Origin of the sequence: Lapidilactobacillus mulanensis, from assembly GCF_003946215.1 — a bacterium.
Classification (GTDB): Bacteria; Bacillota; Bacilli; order Lactobacillales; family Lactobacillaceae; genus Lapidilactobacillus; species Lapidilactobacillus mulanensis.
Genome location: NZ_RHOW01000078.1, coordinates 1 through 3441 on the forward strand (window position 1 = coordinate 1; position 3441 = coordinate 3441).

Here is a 3441-nt window from a genome sequence, read left to right on the forward strand (position 1 = left end):
AAAATCCCTCCATAGTTGTTAGATGAATTATTGTATTTCATCTGACAACCATAAAGGGATTATCGCAAATCGTTGTGGGTCTTTTCGCACGCAGAACTAACGCAACCAACCGAATGAGCCGTTGATTCCAGTCACCATCAACAAAACAAACAAGCGACACTACTGGAAAGCCAGCTTGATCGTTTGCGCGATCGTTTTGGAAATACCAACTTCTTGAAGTTCATCCAAGGATGCCTCTTTGATTTTTTTCATAGAACCGAAATGTTTCAACAATTTCGTGCGCGTCTTTGGACCAACGCCTTGAATTGTTTCTAGCCGCGACGAAAGACTGTTCTTCGTATGCGTTTGTCGATGGAAGGTAATGGCGAAACGGTGCACTTCATCCTGGATCCGTTGCAATAAATAAAAGCCCTGTGACTTAGGATCCAGCGGAATATGGTGGCCGTCATCGCCGTAAATCAGTTGTGCGGTCTGATGCTTGTCGTTTTTAACCATACCAGCAACGGGGGTGAATAAATTCAACTCGTTTTCTAAAACATCTTTGGCGGCATTCATTTCAATGATCCCACCATCCATCAAAATCAAATCCGGCAGTGGTTTCGCTTCTTTCAATAAACGTGTAAAACGGCGACGGATCACTTCGCGCGTGTTCGCCGCTTCATCGGCACCTTGCTGATGTTCAACGTCACCACGAAGCTTATATTTGCGATAATTGCCTTTATCCGGACGCCCATCCAAGTAGCTGACCATCGCCGAAACCGGATCTGCACCTTGAATATGCGAATGGTCAAAAGCTACGATCACATGTCCATTCGGTAAACCTAAAGCAGACAAAATTTCATTTTGCGCACCAATGGTTTGACGCTCATCTAATTCCAGCAATCGGAATTTTTCATCCAACACCAACTTGGCATTTTTCTCCGCTAGTTCTAGCAATTCCCGTTTCTGACCGCGACTCGGCGTTCTCACTGGAACTTTAAGAATATCACTCAGAATCTCACTTTCAATATTCTTCGGTACCAGGATTTCACGAGGTAACACATTATTTTTCCGATTATAAAACTGAAGAATAAACGTTGTGAACTCTTCTTCGGGCGTACTGATGACCGGAATCATACGTTTCTCCCGCTTCATCAACCGCGCCTGGCGAATAAAGAAGACCTGCACGGACAGCCAACCTTTATCCATGTAATAGCCGAAAATATCTCGTGGCGTATTATCATGAGAAATAATTTTCTGCTTTTCAACCGTGGCCTCAATATAATGCAGCTGATCACGCAATTCGGCCGCCCGTTCAAATTGCAAATTAGCCGAGGCCGTATTCATTTCTGAAGTTAACTTGCGCTTGATCTCGCTGACATGACCGTCTAAGAACCGTTTGATTTTCTCGATCTGATGTTGATAAGTTTCCTCGGGAACTTCCTTGAAACAAGCACCGAGACACTGACCCATATGATAATACAGGCAGGGACGCCCTAAATGGCCCTGACAGCGCCGCAAAGGATAAACCTTCTGGATAAAGTGCATCGTTTCTTCGGCTGCATAAACATTCGTATAGGGGCCAAAATAATACGCACCATCTTTCTTGATCTGACCGGTAATTTGGATGATCGGATCGCGTTCGTTGGTGATTTTAATGTACGGATAACCCGTGCCCTGCTTCAAACGGATATTATAATAAGGCTGGTGCTTTTGAATTAAAGTAATTTCTAGCAGAAACGCTTCTTTGTCAGTACTGGTAATGAGCGTTTCAAAATCAACAATTTCTTCGACTAAGCGCGCTGTTTTGCCGGTATGCGCACTCTTGAAATACGAGCGCACCCGATTTTTTAAATTTTTAGCCTTGCCGACATAAATAACCTGCGCGTTGATATTCTTCATCAAATAACAACCGGGCAAGGCTGGTAGTAAGGCTAGTTTATGTTCAATATGTTCCGATGCCAAAAATTAGCCTCCCCATTCATTTTCATTCGTAATTTTAGGCTTTTAGATCTCACTTGGCGAGTCTCTTGAAGCACGCCGAACTAACGCGACCAGCCGAATGAGACGTTCATTCAAGTTTAATCCAAAATACCTAACCAGACACAAAAACTACAATACTCTGAATAGTATTGTAGCTTAGAATGAGAAAAATTTAAACTCTGCCGACTCGATAGCGGCTGAATTAGCTAACTAACACTTTGGACAGGAAATCTTGTGTCCGTGCTTTTTGCGGATGATCGAAGACTTCTGTTGGTGTGCCTTTTTCGATGATTTGGCCATCATCCATGAACCAGACTTCATCGGCCACGTTTTTTGCAAAGCCCATTTCGTGAGTGACAATGATCATCGTCATCCCGGTTTGCGCCAAGTCTTTGATGACGTTCAAAACTTCGCCGACCATTTCTGGATCCAGTGCCGAAGTTGGTTCGTCAAACAGCATCACGTCTGGATGCATGGCCAACGCACGCGCGATTGCGACCCGCTGTTGCTGACCACCAGATAAACTGGCAGGTTGTGCGTCAGCCTTATCAGCCACCCCAACTTGCTGCAATAAATCTTGGCTTTGTTTGGTGGCGTCAGCCTTCGTCATGCCCTGAACGTTGATCGGTGCCAAATTAATATTGTCTAAGACTGAATAATTCGCAAATAAATTGAACGATTGGAAAACCATTCCCATTTTCTCGCGAATACCATCCAGTTGTGCTTCGGTCAATTGATTGATCGACTGATCTTCGAAGACCACCTCGCCACTCGTTGGCTGTTCGAGCAGATTCAAACAGCGCAAATAGGTACTCTTACCACTACCGGAAGGACCGATCACCACGATAACTTGGCCCTGCTCAATTTTAGAATCGATCCCTTTCAAAACGAGATTGTCATCAAACTTTTTGGTTAATTGCTTTGTTTCTAAGATTGTTGTCATTTCGTCACCCACTTTAAGAATGTCAAAATTATATCACTGAATTTATAAATATGCAACTAAATTCTTTAATTTTGAATATTTATTCTTTCGTGATGATAAAAATCCGGCTCGATTTAACTCGTATTCCGTTGACGATCATCGTGCTCAACACAATTCAGTTTAAACACACCATGATTCCCACCGTGGCGGATCCTCGCCGAATATGCTATGATATGTTCAAAAGATGGGTAGGTGAATACCATGGGATTAACCATTAAACGCGACGATAAACTAACCAGTTTATTCGACAAGTTTGCCACATTGCCAGAAGACAAAAAAGACAGTGAAGTTTTAAAAAAGGTTACCGAAAAAGCCGACGAAAATAACGACAAGAAGACACCTAAAAAATCAACTGACTCAGATGAACAACCTAAATAATTTAATCTGTACCTAATTAAAAACACCCTCGTCAAGTTAACATTTGCTTGACTGCGATAATCCCTTTATGGTTGTCAGATGAAATACAATAATTCATCTAACAACTATGGAGGGATTTT

The 3441-nt window shown here is 42.7% G+C and carries 3 protein-coding genes; 1 reads left to right on the plus strand and 2 read right to left on the minus strand.

Annotation, left to right across the window (positions count from 1 at the left end; all coding sequences use genetic code 11):
* Positions 1-159: 159 nt before the first annotated feature.
* Positions 160-1944 (minus strand): excinuclease ABC subunit UvrC, encoded by a 1785-nt coding sequence (gene uvrC / locus EKM67_RS10410; protein ID WP_125578916.1) that lies wholly within the window; start codon positions 1942-1944, stop codon positions 160-162.
* Positions 1945-2164: 220 nt separating this feature from the next.
* Entirely contained in the window at positions 2165-2905 is a 741-nt protein-coding gene (locus tag EKM67_RS10415) for an amino acid ABC transporter ATP-binding protein (protein WP_125578917.1), read from the minus strand.
* A 240-nt stretch (positions 2906-3145) separates the two neighbouring features.
* On the opposite strand from EKM67_RS10415, the gene EKM67_RS10820 reads away from it, so the two are divergent.
* Complete coding sequence (locus EKM67_RS10820; RefSeq protein WP_164506650.1) at positions 3146-3322, plus strand: SPJ_0845 family protein; 177 nt, start codon at positions 3146-3148, stop codon at positions 3320-3322.
* The last annotated feature ends 119 nt before the right edge of the window (positions 3323-3441 follow it).